Below are 26,436 nucleotides of genomic sequence, written 5' to 3' on the forward strand. Positions count from 1 at the left end.
CGCGGCGTCAGCGGCAGACGAAGCCCGGGGCCGGCGTGATCCGGTCGATCAGGTAGCGGTCGATGACCGCGCGGGCGCAGGGATCGTGCATGGACGACGTGTGCCCGTCGCCGATCCGGGTCAGCAGCACGCTGCCGCGCACCTGGGATCGGAGCTGATGAGCCCATTTGTACGGCGTGGAGGCGTCATGGGTGGCGTTCACCAGCAGGATCGGCGGCACGCCACGGACGTCCAGCCGCCGCGGCGGGTTCGTCGCCGGCACCGGATATCCGGTGCAGCGCAACAGCGTCCAGGACTGCGACGCGCCCTGCAGGTGCGGGGCGATCTTCCTGGCCTTGGCCGCCAGCCGCCGGTACTGCTCGTAGGTGCTGATCTCGGACGGGTTGTCCATGCAGGCCGGGCCGGTGGCCTGCGCGCTCTGCGGGCCCTCGGGCGCCGGGATCGCGAAGCCCTCGGCGTTGCCGGCGAGGGTGTCGCTGATCGCCTGCCCGAGCTGGAGCCAGGCCGAGACGGGGCGGAAGAAGTTCGGCTCCTTGAAGATCAGATATTCCTGGGCGCGCAGGCGGATGTCCTCACCGGTGACCGGGTGGTCGGCGCCGGCCACCGGCACCGGGCTGTGATCGGCGGCGGCCACGATCCGGTCGAACAGCGCGCCGACGTCACGCCCGTGCAGGGCGCAGGCGGCCGTTGCCGTGCACCATTTCGCGAACCGGTTGAACGAGTCCTCGACCGTGGCGGCCTCGTCCAGCAGCATGCGCTCGGTGCCCATGCTGTGGTCGAGGACGGCGTCGAAGACCATCGCGCGCACCCGCTGCGGGAACAGGTTCGCGTACTGCACGCCGATCTGGGTGCCGTAGGACAGGCCGAGCCAATTGAACTGCCGTTCGCCGAGCGCGGCCCGGACCGCCTCGTGGTCGCGGGCCACCGAGACCGTGTCGACGTGACTGATCAGCGGCCCGGTCGCGTCGGCGCAGCTCTGCCCGAAGACCCGGTTGGCCGCGACGAACTGCTGCCACTGGGCGGCGCTGCGGGGGAAGAGCGTCAGGCCCGGCGGGTACGGGTCACCGCCGCACAGGACCGGGGTGCTGCCGGCGATGCCGCGCGGGTCCACGCCGACCAGATCGAAGTGCTCGGCCAGCGCCGGCGAGAAGATGAGGTCCCCGTACAGGGCCAGAATAGTCCCGGGCCCGCCCGGGCCACCCGGGTTGAGGAACAGGGTGCCGACCCGCTTCGCGGGATCGTCGACCGGGTTGCGGGCGACGGCCAGGGTGATCTTCGGGCCGTACGGCCGGGCCCAGTCCAGCGGCACCCGCAGCGTTCCGCATTGAACGTCGGGACGCTCGGCGCAGGGTTTCCAGTCGGTGATGCCCGGCGGCGCCGCCGCGGCCGGCAGGGCGATGCCGGCCGCGGCGAGGACGCCGGTGCACAGTGCGCTGATGACGCGACGGATCCTCATGCGCGCCAGTCTGTGCACAGCACCGGGCTGATCGCCATCAATCCACCAGAAACCCGAACCCCTAATTGGGCGCCCTCAACAGGATCCGGACCCTTCCGGTGGGAGCGGGGATCACCTCGGCGGTCACGCCGAAGACGCCGGCGATCGTCTGCGCGGTGAGCACGCCGGCCGGGGTTCCGGCGGCCACGACGCGGCCGGCGGCCAGCAGGACGATCCGGTCGCAGTACTGGCCGGCCAGGTCGAGGTCGTGCAGGGCGGCGACCACGGTGATCGGTGCGCGGGCCAGGTCGTCCAGCAGGGCGAAGCGGTGCCTGATGTCCAGGTGGTTGGTCGGCTCGTCGAGCAGCAGCACCTCCGGCTCCTGGAGAAGGGCGCGGGCGATGGCCACCCGCTGGCGTTCGCCGCCGGACAGCGTTGTCCAGCGGCGACCCGCCCAGCCGCTCAGGCCGGCGCGGCCGAGGGCGTCCGCGATCCGGCGCTCGTCGTCGGCGCCCGGGGGCGCCAGCAGCGGGCGGTGGGGGATGCGGCCCAGCTGGAGCACATCGGCCACGGTCATGTCGGCGTCGTCCGGTGTGTGCTGGGTGACCACGGCGACGCGGCGGGCCACCTCCCGGCGCGGCATCGTGGCCCGGTCGGCGCCGTCGAGCAGGACCCGGCCGCCGTCGGGGCGGTCGAGCCCGGCCAGCACCCGCAGCAGCGTCGACTTGCCGGAGCCGTTGGGTCCCAGCAGCCCGACCATGCTGCCCGGCGGCGCGTCGAGCGTGACCGCGCGGAGCAGGGCCACCTCCCGGATATGCCGGTCGATGTCGTGCGCCTCGATCCTCACGACGGGCCTCCGGAATGGCGGGGAGGGAGCAGGGTTTCGGGCGTCATGACGGGCCTCCGGAATGGCGGGGAGGGAGCAGGGTTTCGGGCGTCATGACGGGCCTCCGGAATGGCGGCGAGGGAGCAGGGTTTCGGGCGTCATGACGGGCCTCCCGAACGGCGGCGCAGGAGCAGGGCGAACGCCGGCACGCCGAGCAGGGCGGTGACGACGCCGACCGGCAGCTCCTGCGGGGCGAACAGGGTCCGGGCCGCCGTGTCGGCCCAGATCAGCAGGATCGCGCCGGACACGGCGCAGGCCGGCAGCAGCAGGCGGTGCCGGGAGCCGGTGATCCGGCGCACCGCGTGCGGCACGGTCAGGCCGACGAACCCGATGGCGCCGCTCGCCGCGACCAGCACCGCCGCCAGCAGCGCGGTCACCGCGAACAGGACCGCGCGCACCCGGGCCGGCGAGAAGCCCAGCGTCTGGGCCACGTCGGAGCCGAACGCGAAGGCGTCCAGCGCCGGCGCCGCGGCCCAGCAGGCCAGCACCGCCATGCCGCCTACCGCCGCCGTGACCGCGACCGACGGCCACGACGCCGCGGTGAGCGAGCCCAGAAGCCAGAACATGATGCTGCGGGTGCTGTCCGGGTTGGCCTGCCCGACCACGACGAGGCTGGTCAGCGCCGAGAACAACTGCGCCGTGGCCACCCCGGCCAGCAGGATCCGGGCCGGCTCGGTCCAGCGGCGGCCGGCCAGCAGCACAGCCACCGCGAACGCGGCCAGGCCACCGGCGAAGGCGCCGGCCGACAGCGCCACCGTTCCCGCGCCCAGCCCCAGCACGAGCACGCCGACCGCCCCGGTCGACGCTCCGGCCGAGATGCCCAGCAGATAGGGGTCGGCCAGCGCGTTGCGGGTCAGCGCCTGCAGCACCGCCCCGCACACGGCCAGCCCGGCGCCGACGATCCCGGCCAGCAGGACCCGCGGCGTGCGCAGGTCCCACACGATGCTGTCCTCCAGCGGCGGCAGCCCGCGCACCGGCAGCCCGGCGTGCGCGGCCAGCGTCCGCAGCACCTCGCCCGCGCTCAGGTCGGCCACGCCGATGGTCACCGAAACGACCACGCTGAGCAGCAGCAGCCCGGCCGCCACCGGCAGCACCAGGAGCCGGCGGGTCACCGTCGCGCGTAGACGACGTAGTCGTCCAGGTACTGCCACACGGTTCCGGCCTCGCCGAAGCCGGCCGCCCGCAGGGCGGCGAGGTGGAACTCCAGCGGGGCGAGGGGCTGCGGCGGGCGGTCGGCGAACCGCTCCTCCCGTACGGGCACGAGCGCGGCCAGGCCCGGTTCGCGCGCCGCCTCGGCGTACCAGGCGTCGTAGCCGAGCGCCCCGGCCGCGAACGCGGCCCGCTGGGTGTCCTCGTCGTGCCGGGCCGACAGGTCGCGCAGGGCCGGCGACCGGTCGTCGAAGCGCAGGTGGTCGGCGTTGAGCAGGATGCCGCCCGGTGGCAGCAGGCCGGCCACGGCCCGGTAGACGCCGAGCAACTGGTCGGGGGAGAGCCAGTGCAGCGCGGTCGAGGTGAGCACCGCGTCGAAGCCGTCGAACCGCCCGGCCCAGTCCGGGGTGATCAGGTCGACGTCGACCACCCGCACCCGGTCGCCGAACTCCTCCAGGGCGCCGGCGGCCACACTCAGCAGGATCGGGTCGTAGTCGACCGCCGTGACCCGGGCGCCGGGGAACGCCTCGAGGACGCGGCGCGAGATCGCACCCGGACCACAGGCCAGGTCGAGCACCCGCGGCTGATCGCCGTGCTGCCGCAGGACGTCGAGCATGACCTGGAACCGGTTCTCGCGATGGGCCACGTACGCCGACTGCTGCTCGTCCCAGAGCTGAAGGAGCCGCTTCATCGGCCCAGCTCCTTCAGGCCCGCGCCGACCGCCTCGACGGCCGAGACGCTGCGCACCGACGGGTCCATCGACGATCCGGGCACGGTGATGAACCGTCCGGCCTTGACCGCGCTGAGCTTGGCCGTGACCGGGTTGGACCTCAGGTAGTCGATCTTCGACTGGGCGCTGTCGCCGTCGCCGCCGCGGGTGAGGTCGGCCAGCACGATCACGTCCGGGTCGCGGGCGGCGATCTGTTCCCAGCTGCCGGCGGGCCAGGTCTGCTGGGCGTCGCCGTAGACGTTCTCCGCGCCGAGCTGCTCGGTGATGGCGGCCGGGACGCCGCCCGGCCCGGCCACGTTGGGTGTGCTGGTGCCGGAGTAGTACCAGAGCAGCGAGGTCCCGTCGTGCTTGGTCTTCATCGCCGCCTCGAGCCGGGTCCGCTCGCCGGCGACCAGGTCGCGGCCGCGCTCGGGCACGCCGAACAGTGTGGCCACCTCCTCGATCTCGCCGAAGAGGCCGTCGAAGGCGAAGGCGGCGGGGTCCTTCTCGCAGGCGAACCGGGACAGGTAGGCCGGAACGTCGAGCTTGGCCAGGTCCTGGCGCGGACCGGCGGCCTCACCGGCGTACGCCGAAGTGAATGTCGAATAGACGAAATCGGGCCGCGCCTCGAGCACCTTCTCGCGCGACGGATAGAGCTTGGCCAGGACCGGAACGCTGTCGTAGGCGGTCTTCAGCGACGGCAGCACCGGGTCGGTCTGATAGCTCGTGCCGGCCATCCGGTCCGACAGGCCGAGGCTGAGCAGGATCTCGGTGGCGTTCTGCTCCATGGCGATCGCCCGCCGCGGCGGGGACTTGACCGCCACCGTGGCGCCGCAGTTGGTGATCGACACGGCCGACCCGGACGGCGCGGACGGCGTCGCCCCAGCGTCGGCGCACCCGGCCAACAGGCCCACCGCCGCCGTAAGTGAAATGAAAACGGTTTTCATGAGCGGCAACGTACTGTGATCGACTTCCGGCCGTCAAATAGACGAGGCCCGCTCCCCGGCGGGGGAGCGGGCCTGCGGAAAAGCGGCGATCAGCAGGTGGGCTCGCCCGACTGGGCGGGGAGGCTGACCGCGTTCCAGGCGGCCTTGACCGCGTTGAACTGGGTGCAGCTGCCCGGGTAGAGGTTCTTGGCGGCCTGGAGCGTCCAGACGCGGTACTTGGCGTACGAGGAGCTCGAGGTCTTCAGCAGCATCGCGTTGTACATGATCTTCATCGCGGTCTGGATGCCGACGCCGGTCACCGTGGAGCCGTTGCAGGTCGAGCTGGCCGGCTGGCCGTTGCCGCCGCTGCCCTGGGCCAGCAGGTAGAACCAGTGGTTGCCGGGACCGGCCGCCGCGTGCACCTCGGAGCCCGGCGTGCTGCTCGAGTAGCAGTTGCTGTCACCGGCGAGCGAGGGGTTGTACATGTACCGGATCGGGCCGCTGCCGACCAGGTTGACCTCCTCGCCGACCTGGTAGTCGAACGGGTCGTTGGCGTTCGCGGCGTACGCCTCGGTGGCCGCGCCGATGGTGTCGGCCACGAACTCCTGGGTGCCGCCCTTCGAGATGCCGCCCGGGGTCTTGTCGTCGATGCCGTGGCCCAGCTCGTGGCCGACCACGTCGAGCGACGAGATCCACTTACCGGCGGTGTTCTTGCCGATCTGGATCTGCGTGCCGTCGTAGTAGGCGTTCTGCTGGTTCAGGCCGACCCGGATCGGCCAGGCGCCGCCGGAGCCGTTCTGGGCGTTGCGGCCCAGCCACGACGACAGCATCGCGGTCTGCTTCTGCGCCACGTAGAGCGCGTCCACGCAGCCGGTCTCCTTGCTGGTGCCGTTGCCGTTGCCCCACACGTTGTCGGATCCGCTGAACGTGGTCCGGGTCGAGGCGTCCTGGCAGCTCAGGTTGGTGACCGTCGGGTCCTTGAGCGAGTACGTCGAGCCGGACTGGGTGGTGTTCAGCGACACCGACCCGTTGATCCAGCCGGTGCCCGTGCCGGTGGCCTCGGTGACGTGCTCCTCGGTGGACAGCACCTTGCCGGTCGCCGCGTCCACGTCCACCGTGAGGCGGCTGACGCCCTCGGCGCTCGTGCCGTTGACCGTGGTCTCGTACGCCAGCCGGGCCGTCCGCCCCTCGGGGGCCACGATCACCAGCCGGGTCGCCTCGACGCCGCTCACGGTCTTGAGCTGCGCCTTCGCGGTGGCGACGGCCGCGGCTCCGGAAACCGTGGGAACGGTCGACAGCTCACCGATCGGGCTGCTCTGCGCGACCGACGTGTACCGGGTCTGGCCGGCGTTGTCGGTGACGACGACGAAGTCGCCACCCTTGACCGGGAAACCCTTGTAATTGCGGTCGTACGCCGCGTACGTGAGACCCTGCGACTTGTAGACCTGACTGCGGTGGAAGGTGTCGTGCCCGCTCGCCCGCAGGGCGGCCGGGCGCGCGGCGACCACCGCGTCGGCCTGCGCGACCGCGTCGACGGACGGGGTGGGCGCCTGCGCGGCGGCCGGTCCGGACACCGCGACCAGCGCGGAGGCCGCCGCGGTGCCGGCGGCCAGCGCGAGGACCAGAGGTTTTCTTGCCATCGTGCGTGACTCCTCAGTTGGGGGACGGGAGTCACGCTATCTACGACTATCTATCCCCGAATCAGGGAAAACCCTTGCAGAAGGCGATCCACCTCCTCCTCGGTGTTGTAGTGGTAGAGGCTCACGCGGACGGCGCCCTCGGTCCCGGCGAAGTATTCGTACGCGTAGTAGTCGCCGTACGAGACGCAGAGGCCCTGGGCGCCGAGGGCGTGGGCGACCTCGGCCGGCGTCCGGCCGGCCACCCGGAACGAAACGGTGGGGCAGCGGTCGGCCGGCGCCGGCAGCACGGTGATCCCGTCGATCGCGGCCAGCCCGGACAGCAGCCGGTCGAGCAGCCGCGTCTCGTGCTCGGCGGCCGCGGTCATGCTCGCCAGCAGGCGGGTCCGGCGGTCGCCCTCGGCGCCGGTCAGCCCGGCCAGGTGGTCGACGGCCGCGGTGATGCCGGCCAGCAACTCGAAGCTCAGCGTGCCGTACTCGAAACGGCCGGGAACGCCGGCCGGGGAGGGGACCAGCTTCGCCGGGTGCAGCGGCTCCCACACCGCCGGGTCGGCCACCACCGCCGCGTAGTGCGGGCCCGACCACTTGTAGGCGCTGGTCACGTAGAAGTCGGCACCCAGGGCGGCCACGTCGGTCGGCCGGTGCGCGGTGGCGTGCACGCCGTCGACGAAGACCAGGGCGCCGGCCGCGTGGGCGAGGTCGGCGATCTCGCGCACGGCCGGGACCGTGCCGACGGCGTTGCTGGCCGCGGTCACCGCGACCAGGCGGGTCCGGGGGCCGACCAGCTCGCGGTACTGGGCCACGCCGAGTTCGCCGGTGACCGGGTCGACCTCGGCCCACCGGATGGTCGCGCCGGTCTGCACCCAGGGCCGGATGTTCGCGTCGTGGTCGAGCCGCGACAGCACCACCTCGTCGCCCGGCCCCCAGCCCTGCGCGAGCGTGCGGGCCACCAGATAGGTCAGCGCGGTCGCGCTCGGCCCGAAGACCACGCCCTCCGGGTCGCCGCCGACCAGGTCGGCCACCGCCGACCGGGCGGCGGCGACGATCTCGCCGGAGCGGCGGGCGGGCTCGTGGGCGGTGCCGCGGTTGGACACCGCCGTTCGCATCGCGTCGGTGATCGCGTCGATCACCGCGGCGGCCGGCTGGGTGCCGCCGGCGCCGTCGAGCTGGGCGAAGCCTTCGGCCAGGGCGGGATAGCCGGACCGGACACGGGAGACGTCGAAGATCATGGACCGATCAGATCACGAGGCCTACCGTGGAGCCCATGACCCTGCCTCTCGGCCTCGAAGCGTGGCTCGCCCTCGATCCGGCCGGCCGATCCGCCCGGCGCGCCGAGGCGCTCGAGCACGCGGAAACGACAAAACAGACCCATGGCGCGTACGTCACCACGCTGCACCACGACCCGGCGGGCGGCGGCGAGCTGGCCGGCGTCCCGTTCGCCGTCAAGGACAACATCGACGTGGCCGGCGTACCCACCACGGCCGGCAGCCCCCTGCTGGCCGACGGCGTGGCCGAGGTCGACGCCGGGGTGGTCAGCGCCCTGCGCGCGGCCGGCGCGGTGGTGATCGGCAAGACCAACATGCACGAGCTGGCCCTCGGCATCACCAGCAACAACACCGCGTACGGGCCGGTGCGCAACCCGCACGACCCCGACCGGGTGGCCGGCGGCTCCAGCGGTGGCAGCGCGGTCACGGTGGCCCTGGGCACGGTCCCGTTCAGCCTCGGCACCGACACCGGCGCCTCGGTCACCCTGCCGTCGTCGTTCTGCGGCGTCGTCGGGTTCCGCCCGTCGACCGGCCGCTACCCGGGCGACGGCGTCGTGATGATCTCGCACACCCGCGACACCGTCGGCGTGCACGCCCGCACGGTCGGCGACGTGCGCCGGGTCGACCGGGTCATCACCGGCTCGCGTGCCGCGGCCGACCTGTCCGGCCTGGCCGGGGTCCGGTTCGGCGTGCTGCGCGGCCGCTTCGACGACATCGATCCGCGGGCCGGGGCCGTGCTGTCGGCCGCCCTGGACACGCTGGCCGCGGCCGGGGCCGAGCTGGTCGACGTCGATCTGTTGGACGATCTGGCCGTCGCCGGCGAGGCCGGCCTGCCGATCGTGCTCTTTGAAACCGTACGGCTCCTGCGCAGTCGTACCCCCAGATCTTTTGACTCTGTCGCCTCTCCCGATGTCAAAGGGATCATGCAGATCATGGTCGACGAGCCCGTCCCGGCCGCCGTCTACGAGCGGCACCGGGCCCAGCGCTGGCGGCTGCGCCAGGCGTACGCGGAGATCTTCCAGAGCGTGGACGCCCTGATCGCGCCGACCACGCACGTGCTGCCGCCGCTGGTCGGCGAGGACGTCACCTTCGAGCACAACGGCCGTCACGTGCCCACGTTCGCCACCACGATCCGCAATGCCGCGCCGGGCACGGTGGCCGGCGTGCCCATGCTGTCGCTGCCCGCGGGCCGCACCGAGGACGGGCTGCCGGTCGGGCTCACCCTCGAGGGCCCGGTATTCGAAGACCCGGCGCTGCTGGCGGTGGGCGAAGGGGTGGAGCGGGCGCTGCTCTGACCACGGCCCAGACCACCTTGCCGTTGTGCAGCGCCGAAGCGCCCCACACGTAGCTGCGGGCGATGACGACGGGCAGCCGGTCCTTTGCCTGGCGCAGCGGGGGCAGCGTCGGCTCCCGATCGCGCAGGGCCAGGTAGAGGCTGCTGCTGCGGCGGCAGATGGTGAACAGCATGGCCGTGCCGGCGAACGCGAGCGAGTCCTCGACCAGGTCGCGCGCCACGTCCTGCGCGATCTCGGCCATCTCCGGAACGTTCCAGGCGCGCTCGGCGAGCGCGATCAGATCGTGGACGGAAGTCAGCGCGTCCAGATGCGGTGACATCCAGCGCAGCTGAAGACGGTCGGTCAGGAGCGGCGCACTGGCAACCGCGGTGCGTGCCTGGTCGACGGTCACGAACAGCGACAGGAACCGGCCGCAGCCGAGCTGGCGGAGCCGTTTCACCAGCCGCCGGGTCGGCGGGGCGCAGAGCGCCACCTGGGCCGGCGGATGCAGGGTCAGCGCGGCCTGGCTGGCGGCGATCCAGGTGGGAGCGCTGGCGCCGTCGAGGTCGCTCATCTCGCGGACGTCGATGATGATCGCCGACGGGTGCTCGGCCAGGCCTTTGCACAGCGCCTCGTGCACGTCGACCGCGGTGCGGCGGGTCCACTGGCCGCGCACCGTCAGCTCGACTGTCGCATTGTCCACGGCGTGGCTGAGCGTGAGCGTCACGCCGCCCAGTCTTGAAACGTTGCTTGTCCGGGGTCAACCATCGGCACGCCTAATCACGCGCTTGGGGGATACCCGATGCATCCGACATTCTGCAGGTCACGAACCTGATCATCCACTACGGTCGATGGCATGCGCTTACGACGAGGCCTGGCCGCATTGACGTCCGCCGTGCTGGCCGCCACCGCGCTCAGCACGCCCGCCGCGGCCGGCGGCGGTGGGCTGCCGGGGCGCCATTCGCTGCGCGCGCCGGTCACCGACGAGAACTTCTACTTCGTCATGGCCGACCGCTTCGACAACGGCAGCGGCGCCAACGACCAGGGCGGCCTCGGCGCCGACCCGCTCGTCTCGGGCTTCGACCCCACCCGCAAGGGCTTCTACAACGGCGGCGACCTGGCCGGCCTGCTGCGGCGCCTCGACTACATCCAGGGCCTGGGCACCACGTCGATCTGGCTCACGCCCAGCTTCAAGAACAAGGCGGTGCAGCTGGAGGACGGCCCGTCGGCCGGCTACCACGGCTACTGGATCACCGACTTCACCCAGATCGACCCCCACCTGGGCACCAACGCCGAGCTGAAGGCGCTGATCGACGCCGCGCACCAGCGGGGCATGAAGGTCTACTTCGACATCATCACCAACCACACGGCCGACGTCATCGGCTACGAGTCGGGCGCGCGTCAGGCGTACGTCTCCAAAGATGTCTCGCCCTATCGCGACGCTGCCGGGCGCCCCTTCGACGACCGTGACTACGCCGGGAAGGCGACGTTCCCGGCGCTCGATGCCGCGACCTCGTTCCCGTACACGCCGGTCCTCGATCCCGGGGAGCAGAACCTCAAGGTCCCGGCCTGGCTGAACGACGTCACGCTCTACCACAACCGCGGCGACACCACGTTCACCGGCGAGAACTCGCTCTACGGCGACTTCTTCGGCCTCGACGACCTGTTCACCGAGCACCCGCGCGTGGTCAAGGGCATGACCGACGTGTACAAGACGTGGATCGCCGACTTCGGCGTCGACGGCTTCCGCATTGACACCATGAAGCACGTCAACGACGAGTTCTGGCAGAAGTTCGGCCCCGAGGTGCTGTCGTTCGCCCGCCAACACGGCAAGCCCGAGTTCTTCATGTTCGGCGAGGTCTTCGACACCTCCCGCAGCTTCACGTCGCAGTTCACCACCCGCGACCGCATGCAGGCGGTGCTCGACTTCCCGTTCCAGGACGCGGCCCGCAACTTCGCCTCCCGCGGCCTGCCGGCGGCCGCGCTGGGCGAGTTCTTCGCCGCCGACGACTGGTACACCGACGCCGACTCGAACGTCTACCAGCTGCCGACCTTCCTCGGTAACCACGACATGGGCCGGATAGGTTCGTTCGTGCAGGCCGACAACCCCGGCGCCGGCGACGCCGAGTGGGTGGCCCGCGACCGGCTGGCCCACGAGCTGATGTACCTCTCCCGCGGCAACCCGGTCGTCTACTACGGCGACGAGCAGGGCTTCACGGGCCCCGGCGGCGACCAGGACGCCCGGCAGACCCTGTTCGCCAGCCGGGTCCCCGAATATCTGGACGACGACCTGCTGGGCACCACGGCCACCCACGCGCAGGACAACTTCGTCACGGCCCACCCGCTCTACAAGGGCATAGCCGACCTGGCCGCCCTGACCCGCAAGCACCCCACGCTGCGCGACGGCGCCCATCAGCACCGCTACGCCGACTCGTCCGCCGGCGTCTACGCCTTCTCCCGCACCGGCAAGCGCGAATATGTGGTCGCGCTGAACAACAGCGAGCAGCCCCGCACCGCCGCCATTCCGACTTACCTGTCAAAGACCAAATTCGATTTGGTGTACGGGGTTGGCCCCGCCACCGTGCGATCGGCCACCGACCGCTCCCTGACCGTGACCGTGCCGCCACTGTCCACGGTCGTCTACGCCTCGTCCGGCCGCATCCCGCCGTCCTCGGCGGCCCCCGCGGTGTCGCTCGGCCGGCCCACCCCGTCGGCCACGCCCAGCCGCATGCGGGTGCCGGCCACCGTCGCCGGCTCATCGTTCGCCGAGGTCACCTTCTACGCGAGGACCACCGGCGGCTGGCAGCCCATCGGCACCGACGACAACGCCCCCTACCAGGTCTTCCACGACGTGTCGGGCCTGAGCGCCGGCACGCAGGTCGAATACCGGGCGGTGGTCCTGGACAACGCCGGCCACAGCCGGGCCAGTTCTTCCCGCGCGGCCCGGGTCCCGGCCCCGTCGCTGACCATCGAGGCTCCCGCCGAGTCCGCGAACGTCCGGGGCACGGTAGAGGTGCGAGCGGTAGCCGACCCGGAACGCGCCACTCACGTGGTCCGCTTCGAGCGCAGCGTGGCCGGCGCCGCCTGGACCACGATCGGCCGCGACGACTCGTCCCCGGCCTACACGGTCTTCGACAACCTGACGCCGCTGAACCTGGCCGCAGGAACGCAGATCCGCTACCGGGCGGTGCTCAGCGACCCATACGCGGTGAGCCCGGTCCGCACGGTCCGCTACGCCGGCCCGCCACTGACCACGGCCACGCTGCATTACTACCGCCCGGCCGGCGACTACGCGGGTTGGGGTCTGCACATGTGGGGCGACGCGGTGGACCCGGCCGTGCTGGCCCAGATCGCGTGGGACAAGCCGTGGCCGGCAGCCCGCGTGGAGAACGGATGGGCTACGTACGACATCCCGCTGCGAGACGACACAAAGCCGATCAACTTCATCATGCACCTGCCGAACGGCGACACAGTCCCGACAACGCGAGAGCCGGGCGGCGATCGAGCCTTCACCCCGATCGACAATCCGCAGGTATGGCTCAAACAGGGCGACCCGACCGTCTACACCACATCCCCACCCGTTTGACCGATACGGGTTTACTTATGGTGACGACACCCTTGACAAGGCGTTGAAGGGGCGGGCCGGGAGGTAGAACGTGGATCCTGAGGTGGCGGCGGTGACGGCGGCCGTGGTGCCGTACGTGTCGGCGGCGGTGGGCGCGTACGGGGCCGCCGTGCTTGAGCGGGTTCAGGACGCGGCGGCCGACTCGACGGTCGGGTTGGGTGGCCGGTTGCTGCAGCGCTTCCTGAATCATGGTGGCTCGACCGCCGGGGTGCAGGGCGCGGTGGCTGAGCTGGCCGAGGACGTCTCGGATGAGGATCGGGTGGCGGCGTTGCGGGTGCAGGTCCGTAAGGCGCTCGCGGCTGATCCTGAGTTGGCGGCTGAGGTGCGGGGTTTGCTGGCGGAGGCGGGGGTGTCGGTGTCGGTGACGGCGTCCGGGGATCGGTCGATTGCCGCGCAGACGATCAGTGGTGTGGCTGTCACGGGTGACGGCGCTCAGATCACGCGATGACGGATTCACCTTCCGGACGGCCGGGTGCGTCAGGTCTGCGTTCGCTGGCGGCGCAGACGATCAGCGGGGTGGCGGTCACCGGTGACGGCGCCCAGGTCGATGCCCGTCGGATCGAGGTGCGACGCCCGTCGGCGGCGCCCGACATCGCCGGCCGGTTGACAAATCTGCCCAGGCCGCCGGTGCGGTTGTTCGTGGGCCGGGAACAGGCTTTGGCGGCGTTGGATGAGGTGATGGCCGCCGGCCGTGGAGTCATCGCGCAGGCGGTGCACGGGCTCGGCGGGGTCGGTAAGAGCGAGATGGCGTTGCAGTACGCGCACCGGCACCGAGATCGCTACCAGGTGCGGTGGTGGGTCAGCTGCGACAACCCGGACACGATCACGACGAGTTTGGCTGAGCTGACCACCCGGGTGAACGCGGACTTGATGGTGACGGCGACGCCGTTGGAGGCGGCGGCGTGGGCGGTCGGCTGGTTGCAGAACCAGTCGGGCTGGCTGTTGATCCTGGACAACGTGGAGGAACTCGCCGACGTCGAACAGCTGTTGGGGCAGTTGGACACCGGCCATGTACTGATCACGACACGCCGAGATCTGGCCTGGGAACAGTTGATCGACGGCTGCTTACGGCTGGATCTGCTGGACCGGGAGGCGGCGGTGCGGCTGTTGTTGGAGCGCAGCGGCCAGACGGATCGGCCGACGGCAGCGGAGTTGGCCGAAGAGCTGGGATATCTCCCATTGGCGTTGCAGCAGGCGGCCGGGTACCTGCAACAGACCCGTACGCCGATCGCGACGTATCTCGACTGGCTGCGGTCGCAGCCGGAGCAGGTGCTGAACGCGATCGCGGTGGGTGCTCGCGCGGAACGGGCGGTGGCGCAGGTCTGGTTGGTCACCTTGGACCGCCTTCAGCAGCGGTGGCCGACGGCGACCGAACTGCTCCGACTGTTGGCGTGCTTCGCACCGGACGACGTGCCGAGGGCTTACCTGGTCGACGAACCACGCGACGAGCACACGGTGGACCAGGCGTTGGCCGTTCTGGCGTCCTACAACTTGATCACGTTGACGGATCAATCCGTCAGCATGCACCGGCTCCTGCAGTGGGTCGTTCGGGAACAGGCCAAGCTGGTCGACGCTGCTTCCGGCCCGGACGAGGAGAAGAGCGGGCAGCCGTGGCGACAGACTCTCGACCGGGCGATCGCCGTGCTTCGCGCGGCGGCCCCGGGCGGCAATCCCGCTCAAGCGGTCGAGACCTGGCCCGACTGGAGCCTGGTGGCGCCCCATATCGACGCGGTGGCTCGTGCCCTGCCCGATGAGCTCACCGACGCCAATTTCGCGAGTCTGATCGGCCAGCTGGGCTTCTTTTACTTCACCCAGGGTCGTCACACCGCCGCGTTGGAGGTCGAGCGCCGTGCTCTCGCCATCACCGAGGCGGCAGTACCGGAGGGGCATCCGGACATTGCTCTCCGGCTGGACAACCTCGCGGGCACCTTGGTGGCGCTGGGCAGGATGGGCGAGGCGCTGCCATTGCAGCGGCGGGCGTTGCAGATCTGTGAGGCCGCCCTGCCGGACGGGCATCCGGACATCGCTCTCCGACTGGACAACCTCGCACACACGCTGGGGTCGCTGGGCAGGACGGCCGAGGCACTGCCACTGCGGCAGCGGGCGTTGCAGATCAGCGAGGCCGCCCTGCCGGACGGGCATCCGGACCTCGCAATCCGGCTGAACAACCTCGGGTTCACGCTGGGAGCTTTGGGGCGGCCGGGCGAGGCGCTGCCACTGCAGCAGCGAGCGCTGCAGATCAGTGAGGCCGCGCTACCAGACGGACACCCAGACATCGGGCTCCGGCTGAACAACCTCGCGTACACGCTGGGAGCTTTGGGCCGACCGGGCGAGGCGCTACCACTGCGGCTGCGCGCATTGCAGATCAGTGAGGCCGCGTTACCGGAGGGCCACCCGTCCATCGCAGTTCAGCTGAACAACCTCGCGCACACGCTGGGGGAGCTTGGCCGGGCGGGTGAAGCGCTGCCGCTGCGGCAACGAGCGCTGCAGATCAGCGAGGCCGCGTTGCCCGACGGGCACCCGTCTATCGCGCTCCGGCTGGACAACCTCGCGTACACGCTGGTGGATCTGGATCGGGCCGGCGAGGCGTTGCCGCTGCGGCAACGGGCGTTGCAGATCAGCGAGGCCGCCCTGCCGGAAGGGCATCCGGACATCGCTCTCCGGCTGGACAACCTCGCCGGCACTCTGGGGGAGTTGGGCAGGACGGGCGAAGCGTTGCCGCTGAGGCAGCGGGCGTTGCAGATCAGCGAGTCCGCGTTACCGGACGGACACCCGGATATCGCCATCCGGCTGAACAACCTCGCGTACACGCTGGTGGATCTGGGTCGAGCGGGCGAGGCGCTGCCAATGCAGCAGCGGGCGTTGCAGATCAGCGAGGCCGCCCTGCCGGACGGGCATCCGGACATCGTGCTTCGGCTGGACAACCTCGCGTCCACGCTGGAAGAACTGGGCCGGACCGACGAGGCTCTGGCACTGCGGCAGCGGGCGGCCGCAATACGCAAGGGCTCGGCAGGTCAGGAATGACGGCGTTACCACGACATCGCTGTTCTATCAGCGCCTGAATCCAGCTTTCTTTATGGCTTGACGGCGACGCCGCAGAACTGGTTGACGTCGATGTTGCCTGTGCCGTCGTCGGGGCGCCAGCGGTTACACGGGACGATGCCCGGCTCCAGCAGGTGGAGGCCGTCGAAGAACTGGGCTATCTGGGTGGCGCTTCGGTACTTGATTTTCGGGGTGCCGCGGTCGTTCCAGAACTCCACGATGCGGTTCGCTTCGTCGGTGTTGATGTCGTCGCAACCGTGGGCTATCACCAAGTGGCTGCCCGGCGGGACGGCGTCGATCAGCGTCTGGACCACGGCCCTGGCCTCGTCGTCGTCTCTTAGGAAGTGCAGGATTCCCAGCAAGGTCACCGCTACCGGGCGGGTGAAGTCGAGCGTCTCGGCGGCGGAACGGAGGATTGCTGAAGGGTCGTTCAAGTCGGCCTGGAGGTATGTCGTCACGCCCTCCGGGGTGCTTGTCAGCAGCTTCTGGGCGTGGACCAGGACCAGCGGGTCGTTGTCCACGTAGACGACACGAGTGTCGGGGGCTGACGCCTGGGCCACCTCGTGTGTGTTGTTCGCTGTGGGCAGGCCCGAGCCGATGTCCAGGATCTGGCGGATTCCCGCTTCGGCCACCAGGTGGCGTACGGAACGGCGCAGGAATTTTCGGTCTTCCTGGGCCAGGGTGACTATGGAGGGCAGGATCGCTGCGATCGCGTCGCCGGCCTCTCGGTCCACGGGGAAGTTGTCGGTTCCTCCGAGCCAGTAGTTCCACAACCTGGCCGAGTGCGGTGTGCTCGAATCGGTCACTTGCTCATGGTAAGTAGGGTCGCCGGGTGGACGACACCTCGAAAACCCGGCGCGCCGCATTTAATTACGTCGATCTCATGGAGCGGCGTGACTGGGCGGGGCTGAGCGGGCTTCTCGCCGAGGATGTCGTGTACGAGATGCCGCAGACGCGTGAGCGTATTCGTGGGCGGGCCGCCTTCGTGAGCTTCAACGCCGACTACCCCGGTGACTGGCATCTGCGGGTGCGGCGCGTCGTCGCCGATGAGCGGACCGCGGCCCTGTGGCTCGATGTGCGGGTCGGTGCCGAGCAGGTGGACGCCTGTGTGTGGCTCGAGACGTCCGAGGACGGGCTGATCAGCCGGATCGTCGACTACTGGCCGGAGGCCTACGATCCGCCGGCGGGGCGGGGACATCTGGTGGAGCGCTGGTAGCGAGGATCGCCGTCAGCCTTTCCACGTCGGGGTAGCGGGCCGTCCTCATCAGACTCACCGCCTCGGCGCGGACCCGGTCGGCGGCCTCCGTGTCGCCCCGGTCGCGGTGGCAGGTGTACAGGCCGATGAGAGGATTCATTCGGAGGTACGTCTCCTCGCCGTAGACGGTGAGGGCGGTGTCGAACGCCTCCACGGCTTCGGTCAGGTCGCCGGCGTGGTGCAGCAGCAGGCCCAGTTCCGTCCACGTCTCGGCGGCGTCGGCCGTGTTGCCGTGCCGGGCGTTGATCTCGATGGCGGAGCGGAAGCAGGCGACGGCCCGGGAGCGGCCTTCCGGCTCGTGGTAGTGGTGCCAGCCGACCGTGCGCAGGATGTCCGACTCGCCGATCTCCTGCATGCGGCCGTCCAGCTTGCGGTAGTTCTCGCGGGCCTCCAGCGCGTACGGGTAGGCGGCGGCCGCCTGCTCCGGTGTCGGCACGCGATGCACGCCGGTGATGGAGATGGCCAGGCTGAGCAGGCCGTGGCCGAGGCGCTGGGGATCGCCGAGCTTGCGGGCCACCTCGGTCGAGCGCTCCAGCGCGGGGCGGGCCGCCTCGGGGCGGTTCATCCGCAGGTGGCCCCGGCCGATCATGTAGCTCAGGTAGCTGATCCACCAGAGGTCGCCGTCGCGGTCGGCGCGGGCCACACCCCGCTCGGCCAGGGCGATCGAATCCTCCACATAGAAGTGGACGTCCTGCTGGAAAGAGGCGAACGCCCACGCGAACGGGCCGGGGTGGTGATCGGCCAGGGCCATCGCGTTGCGGTACTCGCTCTCCATCCAGGCCAGCGCGCCGGCCTGGTCGCCCTCGGCGAATTCCACCGGCCGCGCGCCGGCCGGGATGTCGTCGAGGATCCGGTGGCGGAACGGGTAGAAGGCCTTGGCCGCGTTGGCCGCCGAATAGAGGTGGTGGTCGGCCAGGCGGCGCAGGACGGTCTCGGCGTCGGCGCGGCCGACCAGTTCGGTGGCGTACTGCCGGAGAAGGTCGTGGTAGACGAAGCGGTCGGGCCGATGTTCGGTCAGCAGATGCGCGTCGCACAACGACCGGAGAAGGCGGCGAGTGGTGGTCCGGTCCTCGCCCGTCACCGCGACGGCCGCGGCGAGCGCCACGTCGGGACCGGGATGCAGTGCCAGATGGCGGAAGACGGTGGCGACCGGGGCTGGGAGATGACGGTACGACCAGGAGAAGACGGCTCGCGGATCGTGGTCGAGGCCGGGCCAGGCGAAGGCGTCGAGGCCTCGCTCGCCGGCCAGCTCGGCGGCGACGACGTCCAGCGGGAAGGTGGCCGCGCGGGCGCAGACCACGGCCAGGGCCAGGGGCAGGCCGCCGCAGCGGGCGATGACCGCGTCGCGGGCGGCCGGGTCGGCGTCGGCCACCGAAGGGTGCAGGCGGGCGCGCAGATAGTCGCGCGCCTCGTCGTCGCTGAAGGCGTCCAGCCGTACCGCCCGGGCTCCCTCGGCCATCAGCAGGCCGGTGAGGCGGCCTCGGCCGGTCACCACCACGGCGCAGCCGGGGGAGCCGGGCAGGAGGGGTCGCACCTGTTCGGCGTCGCGGGCATTGTCGAGCACCAGCAGCATGCGGCGGCCGGCCAGGACGCTGCGATAGAGGGCCACCCGTTCGGTCTGACCCGGCGGCACCCGGTGGTCGGGGACGCCGAGGGCGCCGAGGAAACCGGCCAGCACCTCGCCGGGGTCAATGGGGGAGTCCTCGGGGCCGAAGCCGCGCAGATCGGCGTAGAGCTGGCCGTCCCCGTAGCGGGCGGCGACGTCGTGGGCCCACCGCAGGGCCAGGGTGGTCTTGCCGACGCCGCCGGCCCCGGTGATGAGGGCCAGGACCGTGCCGTCGCCGTGGTCGGCGTGTGCGGTCAGCTCCCGCAACTGGGCCGCGCGGCCCTCGAAGGAGGCGCTCGGCCACGGCAACTGTGCGGGCGGGACGGGCGCGTCCTGGGCGCCGGTGAGGGCCTCCGAGCGGATGGCCCGCTCCAGGGCGACCATCGCCGGCTCCGGGTCGAGACCGAGCTCCTCGGCCAGGTAGGAACCGTGACGCTCCAGCGCTTCGAGGGCGTCCGCGGGGCGGCCGTCCGCCCACAGACCCCGCGCCAGCAGGCGCCAGCCCTCGCCCCGCAACGGCTGGTCGGCGGTCAGCGCCGTCGCCCTCGACACCGCCTCCGGGATCCGGTCCAGTTTCAGGAGGAGCTCGACCGCCTTCTCCCGGGCCGACCAGCGCAGGTCCTCGAGCCGGGCCACCTCCGGGCGGGCCCAGGCCTCGTCGGCGAACTGCGCGTAGGGCCTTCCCCGCCACGCGGCCAGGCGTTCGTCCAGCGCGGCGAGCGCCCGCGCCGGCGGCAGCGTGGGCACGCGGGCCAGGTCGCGTTCCAGGGCCCACGCGTCGACCGCGTCGTCGTCCAGCTTCAGCGCGTATCCGGCGCCCTCGCTCACCAGGATCGTGGCGGCGGCCCGTGGGCGCCGGTCCGGTTCCAGCCGGCGGCGCAGCCGGGAGACGTACGCCTGCAGGGAATTTGTTCCGCTCGGCGGAGGCTCGCCGTCCCACAGCCGGTCGATCAGACGGTCCGGCGAGACCGTGCGGCCCCGGGCCGCCACCAGCATGCCGAGGACGGCCAGCTGCCGATCGGCGCCGGACACGACCGTGTCACCGGTGACGACCTCCACCGGGCCCAGCACCCGGACCTCGACCATCGGGCGACGGTAACAACATCAAGTCGGCTCAAGTGTCGGGCAAGTGCCTCTGCGCATCCTCTGAGGCCGGAATCACGGCTACGGAGGAGAGACACAGTGATGCAGGACGCGACGGACCTGGTGGAGATGCTGCGGCGCCATGCGGACCAGCGCGGGAACAGGATCGCCGTCCGGCTCGCCGGGGGTGGCGGGCTGACCTACGCGCAGGTCGACCGGCGGGCGCGGGCGGTGGCGGCGAAGCTGCGCGAGTCCACCTCGGCCGGTGACCGGGTCGGCCTGCTGTTCCCGCCCGGACCGGACTTCCTGCCGGCGCTGTTCGGCTGCTGGTACGCCGGGGTGGTCGCGGTGCCGTTGGCGAGCCCGGACGCCGCCGCCCCGGCCGTGACCCTGACCCCCGGCGATGTGATCGGGGAGGTGGACGAGCATGAGAGTGCGCGGCATGAGGTGGCCGTCGTGCAGCACACCTCCGGCTCCACCGGCACGCCCAAGGCCGTACTGGTCAGCCACCGCAACTACACGGCCAACATGCGGATGCTCACCGAGTTCACCCGGTCGATCGCCCCCGACGTCTACGACTTCCGGACCGTCTCCTGGCTGCCGCACTTCCACGACATGGGCCTGGCCCTGCTGCTCTTCACGGTCTGGCACGGCGGCACCACCACGCTCATCCCGCCGATGGCGTTCCTGCGCGATCCCGGCCTGTGGCTGCGCACGATCGACGAGACCCGCGGCAATCTCACGGCCGCACCCAATTTCGCTTTCGACCTTTGTGTACGCCGGGTGTCCGCCCCCGACGCCGCCGAGCTGGACCTGTCCTCGATGGCGATCATGCTGAACGGCGCCGAGCCCGTCCGGGCCGGAACCCTGCGCCGCTTCACCACCCACTTCGCGTCGGCCGGTTTCCGGCCGGAGTCGTTCGCACCCGCCTACGGCCTGGCCGAGGGCACCGTCTTCGTTTCCGGGCTGCGCAAGGGAGGCCCGCCGCGCACGGTCGCCTTCGATCGCCGCTCCCTGCAGGACGGCGTCGCCCGGGCGGGCGACGGTCAAACCCTGGTCAGTTGCGGTGGGCGTCCCGAGGGTTTGACCGTACGCATCGTCGACCCGACCCTGCACACCGAATGCGCACCGGGCCGGATCGGCGAGATCTGGGTGCACGGCCCCAGCATCGGCCTCGGCTACCAGGGCCACGACGCCTTCGACGCCCGGCTGGCCGGGCCGGACTACCGGCCGTACCTCCGCACCGGCGATCTAGGTTTCCTGTGGGAGGGCGAGCTGTTCGTGGTCGGGCGCTACGCCGACCTCATCATCCTCAACGGCCGTCTGTTGCCGCCGGAGGACCTCGAATACACCATCGAGCGCAGCCATCGAGCCCTGGAGGGCCGCCGCTGCGCGGTCTTCGCGATCGGCGAGGACGAGAACAGACTGGCCGCGGCGGTCGAGGTCCGCCCGGACCAGCCGGTCGACGAAGCACGCCGGCGCGACATCGAGACCGCGATCCGCACGGCCGTAGCCCTGGAACACGACGTCGAGCTGACCGAGGTACTGATCGTCGCGACCGGCACCCTCCCGGTGACGACAAGCGGCAAGGCCCGCCGCGCCAAATGCCGCGAGCTGCTGCTGGCCGGCGCCCTGCCGACCCTGTAGGACCTCTGACCACCATGCGGGCCGGCGGCGACTGGACCGACGTGTGGCTGGACGACAAACGTGCGTCGGACTGGTCCACGTCGTGGCAGCTCCGCCCGACCGACGACAGGGCGGCCTTCGTCATCGAGAACGCCCATTCGTCTCATGCGCTGGACCCGGGCTGGAAGGCGGAAGTTCCCGATGCCCTCTCGACGCCCGACGACCAGCCCGCCGTGGCGCTGCTGCGCCGCTACTTCGGTGACCCGCTGACGGGCGGCGGAGCCGCGGTGGGTGCGGCCTTCGACGACTGGGACAGCACGGGGGCCCGGATCGCGGATGCTGACCGGTTCACCGCCGACGACCTGGTGGCGGTCACGCTTCTGTCGGTGCGGGTGCAGCCGGGCGCGGCGGTCGTGCTCCTGCGCGACCGTGCCGCCGAGTTCGGCGGGCTGCTCACGGAACTCGGTCCTGACCGCGACCTCGTCGACGAGGAGGAGCCGCTCACCGGCGACGGCTGGGCGGGCTGGCGGCTGCAGAAGGCGCTGCGTGACATTCCGGGCATCGATACGACCATCGCGACGAAGCTGATCGCCCGCAAGCGCCCGCGGTTGCGTCCCATCTGGGACAGGGTCGTTGCGAAGGTGACCGGAACCCAGAAGCACCAGTGGGAGCCCGTCCGCCTGACCCTGCGCGAACAGCGTCGCGCGCTGAACGACCGGCTGGTTCACCTCCACGGCACGGCGGGGCTGCCGGAGGCCGTGACGCCGCTGCGCGTGCTGGATGTGATCGCCTGGCGTGAGGGGAAGGACCGAGGTTTCTGAAATGACGTCGGGCCGGCGGTGGGAAGCCGCCGGCCCGATGGTCATGACGTCAGCGGTCTCGCAGCTGCTCGCCGTCCGGAACGGTCGTGGGGCCGGTCACGTGGGCCTCGCCCTCGACGACCACGTTCGCGCCGAAGGTGACGTCGCCGTCCACCTGGAGGCGGGTGGCCCGGCGCAGTGACGGCGGGCCGGACGGGAAGCGCTGCTCGAAGCCGGGCACCAGGCGGAAGAACTCGGGGTCGAGGGTGGCGACCGGCCCGGAGCCCTCGTATGTGGGCCGCATCTGGCCGTCTGTGGTCAGCTCGTAGGCGTCCGAGCGGACCACCAGCAGGTCGTTGGTGGTCTTGACCGGGGCGAAGCGGGTGCGGGGAACCAGCACCGGGCGGGCCCCGGCGATCGAGCCGATGGCGGCGCCCATCGCGGTCTCGAGCTGGACCACGGGCGTACTCGAAGGGTCCTTGGGGTCGACGGTCTTGTTGTTGACGATGAGCGGGAGCACGGGCGCGCCCGGATCGTCCTGCTGCAGGCGGCGCAGCGCCTCGAGGTCGATCCACAGGTTGTTGGTGTTGTAGAAGCGCCACCGCTCGACGTCGGTGAAGGAGGTGTCGCCGTCGGGGACCTGCGCCGTCTCCCGGAGTACGACCCGGTCGCCGCGCAGGGCGAGATGGCCGCCCTTGCGGTCGGCCGGGGTGCCCCGGACGACCTCCATCGCGAACGGGATCTGCTCGGACTCGATCCAGGCGGCCAGGCGTACGTCGACGGTGGCGCCCAGGTTGTCGGAGTTCGACACGAAGCACCAGCGCAGGCCGGCGTCGAGCAGCTCGTCGAGCTTGCCGGAGGCGGTCAGCGCCGTGTACAGGTCGCCGTGCCCGGGCGGGCACCACTCCAGCTCGGGGTCGGCCGGCCACTCGACCGGGAAGTGGTCGTCGGCGCGCAGCTTCGGCTCGCGGCCCTGGAGGAAGTCGCTGACGTCGCCGTACCGCTCGAGCGCGGTCAGCGACGGGCCGCGGGTGGCGGCCGAGTTCATCAGGAGCAGCGGCAGGCGGGCCCCGTACCGCTCCCGGACGGCCGTGACCTGGGTGGCGATCACGTCGAGGAAGCTGGCGCCGGGCTTGACCTCGAGCAGCGATTTCGGGCCGGTCAGGCCCATGCTGGTGCCGAGCCCGCCGTTGAGCTTGACCACGACCAGCCGGTCGAGGATCTCGCGGGCCCGCTCGGCCGGCGGCTCGGGCAGCTCCTCGAGGCCGGTCACCTCGCCGAGCGGCTCCAGCTCGTCGCCGGGCAGCAGCCCGGCCCGGGGCTGGGCCAACTGGTCGAGGCGGCGGCGCAGGGCGGCCAGTTCGGCCGGGTGGGCGCCGTCCTTCTCCGCCTTGGCCAGCGTCGCCTGGACATAACCGGGCGCGTCCATGTCTGTTCCTCCGTGGTGCGGGAAGCCTCTGCCTCACCCAGTATCGACGGTCAGGTCAGGCGCCACACCGCGACGGGGTGATTGGGGTCCGGCCCGTAGGTCAGGCGGCCCGGTTCCACGGCGGTGAAGGCCACGGTCCGCTCGGTCGCGCCCTCGTCGAATCCGGTGGAGCACCGCCCGACGGCGAGCCCGGCCGAGCCGTCCGGGCCGACGAGAGCGAAGTCGGCGGGCGTCAGATCCTCCGCGCCGCGCGTACCCTCCACGGTCAGGGCGACCGTCAGGAGCGGCCCGGACGTGCACGCGCCGGCGCCGGCCGTGACCTTGCCGGGCGTCACCCGAACCTCCGTGGCCGTGTTGCGCAGGGTGACGGTCTGGCCGGGGGCGAGATCGAGCGCGTTCGGCTCGTCGGCGCGAAGCGGGCTGTCGCCGTCGAGCATCTGCGCGAACTGCTGCACGGCGGCGTCCCGCTCGGCGGTGCTGGGCTCCTGCTTCTTGTCGAAGTAGATGACACCGGCCACGACCGTGAAGGCCACTACGACGGCGATTCCCCGCAGGAGAGCCAGTGGGCGCACGGGCTCGTGATCGGCCTCCGCGCGACGTTCCATTTCCGCATCCCAGTCTTCCACGGCGCGCATTGTAGACATGCGAAAAGTCATTGATGACTTACGATGCGTCGATGTCCGGAACTTTGAAGCGAAGGCTCGCCCTGGCCGTCGTGGCCGGGGTCGGCGCCACCCTGATCGTGTCGGTCGCACCGGCCGAGGCGGGCGGCGTGCCGCACATCCGAGGCGGGGAGACCGTGCCGGTCTACTCCTACGAGAACGCCGTCCGGGAGAGCGTCTGGGTGCAGACGCCGCTGGACAACGACGAGGACGGGGTCCCCGACAAGGTCGCCGTCGACATCGTGCGGCCCCGCGAGACGGCCGACCGGCGCCTGAAGGTGCCGGTCATCCTCGAGGGCTCGCCCTACTACTCCTGCTGCGGGCGCGGCAACGAGAGCGAGCGCAAGCAGTACGACGCGAGCGGCACCATCGTGAAACAGCCGCTCTACTACGACAACTACTTCGTGCCGCGCGGCTACGCCTTCGTCGCCGCCGACCTGGCCGGCACCGGCCGCTCCACCGGGTGCATGGACGTCGGCGGCCGCGAAGAGGTGCTCAGCGCCAAGGCCGTGGTCGACTGGCTGAACGGGCGGGCCAAGGCGACGTACGCCGACGGGACCCCGGCCGTCGCGACCGGCTGGACCAACGGCCGGACCGGCATGATCGGCAAGTCCTGGGACGGGTCGGTGGCCAACGGCGTGGCCGCGACCGGCGTCGAGGGCCTGGAGACGATCGTGCCGATCTCGGCCATCTCCAGCTGGTACGACTACCAGCGCTACAACGGCGTGCTGCGGGTCGAGGACTATCCCGAATACCTTTTCTCGTACGTCAACGGGCGCCCCGAAGAAGCCTGCGCGGCCAACCTCAAGCGGCTCGACGAGGGCAGCGACGACGCGACGGGTGACTACAACGCGTACTGGTCCGAGCGGAACTTCCGGCCGGACGCGCGCAGGGTGCACGCCAGCGTGTTCATCGCGCACGGGCTGAACGACACCAACGTGACGACCGATCAGTTCGCTCAGTGGTGGGCCCGTCTCGACGTACCCAAGAAGATGTGGCTCTCCCAGGCCGGTCACGTGGACCCCTTCGACCTGCGGCGCGCCGACTGGGTCGACACCCTGCACCGGTGGTTCGACCGCTATCTGCAGGGCCTGCGCAACGGGATCGACCGGGAGCCGGCGGTGTCGATCGAGACGACGCCCGGCAATTGGGTGAGCGAGCGGACCTGGCCGGCCGCCCGCGTGACGTCGCAGAGAATCACCCTGGGCAACGGCGACGGGACGACGGGCACGCTGGGTGGTGGGCCCGGGCGAGCCGTCCGTACGTGGACGGACGCTCCCGACCTCGATGAAGCCACCGCCGTCGCGAGCCCGAACACCGCGCTGCCGGGCCGGGTCGCCTTCCTGTCCGCCCCGCTGACCCAGGAGGTACGCGTCTCCGGCACCCCGTCGGTGACGTTGCGCGTGCGGGTCGACAAGCCGACGACCGAGCTGACCGCCCGGCTCGTCGACTACGGCACCGCCACCCGCGTCAACTATCTGGGCCGGGGCGAGGGCATCACCACGCTGCCCACCGAGTCGTGCTGGGGCGCCGCGACCGCGGCCGACGACGCCTGTTACCGCGACACCGCGCCCAGCCTGATCACGGCCGACCACGCGATCCTGACGCGGGGCTGGAAGGACGCGGCCCACCACGTGTCGCTGCGGTTCACCACGCCGCTGCGCCCGGACCGCTGGTACACGGTGACCGTGCCGATGCAGGCCACCGACCAGCGCCTGCCCGCCGGCCACGTGCTGGGCCTGATCCTCCAGGCCAGCGACAACGAATATTCGACCCCGCAGTCGACCGGCGCCACCATCGAACTCGATCTGCGCGGCAGCTCCCTGACCCTGCCGCTGGTGGGCCGCCTGCCCAAGCCGGGCGCCACCGCCCCGGCCGTGTCGACGGCGCCCGTGCCCCGCACGTTCGCCCCGCCGCGATTCGATCCATTGGTTCCCTGATTTCGGATTTCTGGTGCGGTCACTGTTGGGGCGCTGTTTCCCAACAGTGACCGCTGCCGCAGTTTCCCGTCATACCTCCCGGGTATG

20 protein-coding genes are annotated in these 26,436 nt (G+C 71.2%); 8 read left to right on the forward strand and 12 right to left on the reverse strand.

The window, feature by feature from the left end; all coding sequences use genetic code 11:
- Window positions 1-7: 7 nt before the first annotated feature.
- The 7 genes from ACFY36_RS02035 to ACFY36_RS02065 form a co-directional block, all read right to left on the reverse strand.
- Window positions 8-1,456 carry an alpha/beta hydrolase gene (locus tag ACFY36_RS02035; protein ID WP_499744013.1) on the reverse strand — a complete coding sequence of 483 codons (1,449 nt, stop codon included), beginning with the start codon at window positions 1,454-1,456 and terminating at the stop codon, window positions 8-10.
- 61 nt (window positions 1,457-1,517) lie between these two features.
- Window positions 1,518-2,282 carry an ABC transporter ATP-binding protein gene (locus tag ACFY36_RS02040; RefSeq protein WP_499744014.1) on the reverse strand — a complete coding sequence of 255 codons (765 nt, stop codon included), beginning with the start codon at window positions 2,280-2,282 and terminating at the stop codon, window positions 1,518-1,520.
- A 137-nt stretch (window positions 2,283-2,419) separates the two neighbouring features.
- On the reverse strand, window positions 2,420-3,433 hold the full coding sequence (locus tag ACFY36_RS02045) for a FecCD family ABC transporter permease (RefSeq protein WP_499744015.1): 1,014 nt from the start codon (window positions 3,431-3,433) through the stop codon (window positions 2,420-2,422).
- A complete protein-coding gene (locus tag ACFY36_RS02050; protein WP_499744016.1) occupies window positions 3,430-4,161 on the reverse strand; it encodes a class I SAM-dependent methyltransferase in 732 nt (243 codons plus the stop codon). Before ACFY36_RS02050 ends, ACFY36_RS02045 begins: the two co-directional genes overlap by 4 nt.
- A complete protein-coding gene (locus ACFY36_RS02055; RefSeq protein ID WP_499744017.1) occupies window positions 4,158-5,126 on the reverse strand; it encodes an ABC transporter substrate-binding protein in 969 nt (322 codons plus the stop codon). Before ACFY36_RS02055 ends, ACFY36_RS02050 begins: the two co-directional genes overlap by 4 nt.
- Window positions 5,127-5,215: 89 nt before the next feature.
- Complete coding sequence (locus ACFY36_RS02060) at window positions 5,216-6,745, reverse strand: M4 family metallopeptidase (RefSeq protein WP_499744018.1); 1,530 nt, start codon at window positions 6,743-6,745, stop codon at window positions 5,216-5,218.
- A gap of 50 nt (window positions 6,746-6,795) precedes the next feature.
- Window positions 6,796-7,971, reverse strand: a complete 1,176-nt coding sequence (locus ACFY36_RS02065; RefSeq protein WP_499744019.1) for a cysteine desulfurase-like protein — start codon at window positions 7,969-7,971, stop codon at window positions 6,796-6,798.
- 35 nt (window positions 7,972-8,006) lie between these two features.
- Between ACFY36_RS02065 and ACFY36_RS02070 the strand changes: the two genes are divergently transcribed.
- Window positions 8,007-9,302 (forward strand): amidase family protein, encoded by a 1,296-nt coding sequence (locus ACFY36_RS02070; protein WP_499744020.1) that lies wholly within the window; start codon window positions 8,007-8,009, stop codon window positions 9,300-9,302.
- Here the strand turns inward: ACFY36_RS02070 and ACFY36_RS02075 are convergent.
- Window positions 9,226-10,008 (reverse strand): hypothetical protein, encoded by a 783-nt coding sequence (locus ACFY36_RS02075; RefSeq protein WP_499744021.1) that lies wholly within the window; start codon window positions 10,006-10,008, stop codon window positions 9,226-9,228. The two genes, ACFY36_RS02070 and ACFY36_RS02075, sit on opposite strands and share 77 nt — an antisense overlap.
- Window positions 10,009-10,137: 129 nt before the next feature.
- On the opposite strand from ACFY36_RS02075, the gene ACFY36_RS02080 reads away from it, so the two are divergent.
- The 3 genes from ACFY36_RS02080 (at window position 10,138) to ACFY36_RS02090 (ending at window position 15,930) form a co-directional block, all read left to right on the forward strand.
- Window positions 10,138-12,867, forward strand: a complete 2,730-nt coding sequence (locus ACFY36_RS02080; protein WP_499744022.1) for an alpha-amylase family glycosyl hydrolase — start codon at window positions 10,138-10,140, stop codon at window positions 12,865-12,867.
- A gap of 91 nt (window positions 12,868-12,958) precedes the next feature.
- Window positions 12,959-13,354 carry a hypothetical protein gene (locus ACFY36_RS02085; RefSeq protein ID WP_499744023.1) on the forward strand — a complete coding sequence of 132 codons (396 nt, stop codon included), beginning with the start codon at window positions 12,959-12,961 and terminating at the stop codon, window positions 13,352-13,354.
- Window positions 13,351-15,930 carry a tetratricopeptide repeat protein gene (locus ACFY36_RS02090; RefSeq protein ID WP_499744024.1) on the forward strand — a complete coding sequence of 860 codons (2,580 nt, stop codon included), beginning with the start codon at window positions 13,351-13,353 and terminating at the stop codon, window positions 15,928-15,930. The genes ACFY36_RS02085 and ACFY36_RS02090 overlap by 4 nt, the downstream gene beginning before the upstream one ends.
- 50 nt (window positions 15,931-15,980) lie before the next feature.
- Here the strand turns inward: ACFY36_RS02090 and ACFY36_RS02095 are convergent, their stop codons facing one another.
- Window positions 15,981-16,754, reverse strand: coding sequence for an SAM-dependent methyltransferase (locus ACFY36_RS02095; protein WP_499744025.1), 774 nt, complete (start codon window positions 16,752-16,754; stop codon window positions 15,981-15,983).
- Window positions 16,755-16,831: 77 nt separating this feature from the next.
- Between ACFY36_RS02095 and ACFY36_RS02100 the strand changes: the two genes are divergently transcribed.
- Window positions 16,832-17,164 carry a nuclear transport factor 2 family protein gene (locus ACFY36_RS02100; protein ID WP_499744843.1) on the forward strand — a complete coding sequence of 111 codons (333 nt, stop codon included), beginning with the start codon at window positions 16,832-16,834 and terminating at the stop codon, window positions 17,162-17,164.
- Here ACFY36_RS02100 and ACFY36_RS02105 read toward each other — a convergent pair.
- The gene (locus ACFY36_RS02105; protein WP_499744026.1) at window positions 17,088-19,895 is read right to left on the reverse strand and encodes an AfsR/SARP family transcriptional regulator; all 2,808 of its coding nucleotides are present in this window, start codon (window positions 19,893-19,895) and stop codon (window positions 17,088-17,090) included. The two genes, ACFY36_RS02100 and ACFY36_RS02105, sit on opposite strands and share 77 nt — an antisense overlap.
- 99 nt (window positions 19,896-19,994) lie before the next feature.
- Here ACFY36_RS02105 and ACFY36_RS02110 point away from each other — a divergent pair, with 99 nt between their 5' ends.
- Entirely contained in the window at window positions 19,995-21,539 is a 1,545-nt protein-coding gene (locus ACFY36_RS02110; protein WP_499744027.1) for a fatty acyl-AMP ligase, read from the forward strand.
- Window positions 21,540-21,553: 14 nt separating this feature from the next.
- Complete coding sequence (locus ACFY36_RS02115; protein WP_499744028.1) at window positions 21,554-22,339, forward strand: DUF6308 family protein; 786 nt, start codon at window positions 21,554-21,556, stop codon at window positions 22,337-22,339.
- 49 nt (window positions 22,340-22,388) lie between these two features.
- On the opposite strand, the gene ACFY36_RS02120 is transcribed toward ACFY36_RS02115, so the two are convergent.
- On the reverse strand, window positions 22,389-23,747 hold the full coding sequence (locus tag ACFY36_RS02120; RefSeq protein WP_499744029.1) for a UTP--glucose-1-phosphate uridylyltransferase: 1,359 nt from the start codon (window positions 23,745-23,747) through the stop codon (window positions 22,389-22,391).
- Between the two features lie 50 nt (window positions 23,748-23,797).
- Entirely contained in the window at window positions 23,798-24,373 is a 576-nt protein-coding gene (locus ACFY36_RS02125; protein WP_499744030.1) for a hypothetical protein, read from the reverse strand.
- 50 nt (window positions 24,374-24,423) lie between these two features.
- Between ACFY36_RS02125 and ACFY36_RS02130 the strand changes: the two genes are divergently transcribed.
- Window positions 24,424-26,349 carry a Xaa-Pro dipeptidyl-peptidase gene (locus tag ACFY36_RS02130; protein ID WP_499744031.1) on the forward strand — a complete coding sequence of 642 codons (1,926 nt, stop codon included), beginning with the start codon at window positions 24,424-24,426 and terminating at the stop codon, window positions 26,347-26,349.
- The last annotated feature ends 87 nt before the right edge of the window (window positions 26,350-26,436 follow it).

The organism is Actinoplanes sp. NPDC000266, from assembly GCF_042899005.1.
Lineage (GTDB): Bacteria > Actinomycetota > Actinomycetes > Mycobacteriales > Micromonosporaceae > Actinoplanes.

Excerpts from the sequence above, each read along its gene's own strand:
- ACFY36_RS02035 (WP_499744013.1), bottom strand. The coding sequence starts at position 1,456 with ATGAGGATCCGTCGCGTCATCAGCGCACTGTGCACCGGCGTCCTCGCC.
- ACFY36_RS02050 (WP_499744016.1), bottom strand. The coding sequence starts at position 4,161 with ATGAAGCGGCTCCTTCAGCTCTGGGACGAGCAGCAGTCGGCGTACGTG.
- ACFY36_RS02055 (WP_499744017.1), bottom strand. The coding sequence starts at position 5,126 with ATGAAAACCGTTTTCATTTCACTTACGGCGGCGGTGGGCCTGTTGGCC.
- ACFY36_RS02060 (WP_499744018.1), bottom strand. The coding sequence starts at position 6,745 with ATGGCAAGAAAACCTCTGGTCCTCGCGCTGGCCGCCGGCACCGCGGCG.
- ACFY36_RS02065 (WP_499744019.1), bottom strand. The coding sequence starts at position 7,971 with ATGATCTTCGACGTCTCCCGTGTCCGGTCCGGCTATCCCGCCCTGGCC.
- ACFY36_RS02070 (WP_499744020.1), top strand. The coding sequence starts at position 8,007 with ATGACCCTGCCTCTCGGCCTCGAAGCGTGGCTCGCCCTCGATCCGGCC.
- ACFY36_RS02080 (WP_499744022.1), top strand. The coding sequence starts at position 10,138 with ATGCGCTTACGACGAGGCCTGGCCGCATTGACGTCCGCCGTGCTGGCC.
- ACFY36_RS02090 (WP_499744024.1), top strand. The coding sequence starts at position 13,351 with ATGACGGATTCACCTTCCGGACGGCCGGGTGCGTCAGGTCTGCGTTCG.
- ACFY36_RS02100 (WP_499744843.1), top strand. The coding sequence starts at position 16,832 with ATGGAGCGGCGTGACTGGGCGGGGCTGAGCGGGCTTCTCGCCGAGGAT.
- ACFY36_RS02105 (WP_499744026.1), bottom strand. The coding sequence starts at position 19,895 with ATGGTCGAGGTCCGGGTGCTGGGCCCGGTGGAGGTCGTCACCGGTGAC.
- ACFY36_RS02110 (WP_499744027.1), top strand. The coding sequence starts at position 19,995 with ATGCAGGACGCGACGGACCTGGTGGAGATGCTGCGGCGCCATGCGGAC.
- ACFY36_RS02115 (WP_499744028.1), top strand. The coding sequence starts at position 21,554 with ATGCGGGCCGGCGGCGACTGGACCGACGTGTGGCTGGACGACAAACGT.
- ACFY36_RS02120 (WP_499744029.1), bottom strand. The coding sequence starts at position 23,747 with ATGGACGCGCCCGGTTATGTCCAGGCGACGCTGGCCAAGGCGGAGAAG.
- ACFY36_RS02130 (WP_499744031.1), top strand. The coding sequence starts at position 24,424 with ATGTCCGGAACTTTGAAGCGAAGGCTCGCCCTGGCCGTCGTGGCCGGG.